1 pseudogene is annotated in these 233 nt (G+C 65.2%); it reads left to right on the top strand.

Going from position 1 to position 233, the window contains the following annotated elements:
• Positions 1 to 233, top strand: a pseudogene (locus SB822_RS61245) (tetratricopeptide repeat protein); the annotation flags it as partial.

Below are 233 nucleotides of genomic sequence, written 5' to 3'. Positions count from 1 at the left end.
ATCTGCGCCAGGGCATCGGACATAGCCCTGCGGGCGCGGTCGAATCGCTTGCAATGGTCGAGGAAGCGAAAGCGCGCTACCGGAGTCTGCTGCGCATCGCACCCGACGATTGGGACGCGCGCTACAACCTCGAACGTGCGTTGTGGCTCGCGCCCGAGACGCGTTCCGCGTCAAGTGCGCCTGACGTCAAGGAGCAGCACGACATCAAGGTGCGCGACCCCGAAAGCAGGGAC

The sequence above is a fragment of the Paraburkholderia sp. SIMBA_054 genome (assembly GCF_046534875.1).
In the GTDB taxonomy this organism is placed as follows: domain Bacteria; phylum Pseudomonadota; class Gammaproteobacteria; order Burkholderiales; family Burkholderiaceae; genus Paraburkholderia; species Paraburkholderia hospita.
Note: the sequence above shows the minus strand (reverse complement) of the source record. Positions and strands in the feature narration are given on the sequence as shown.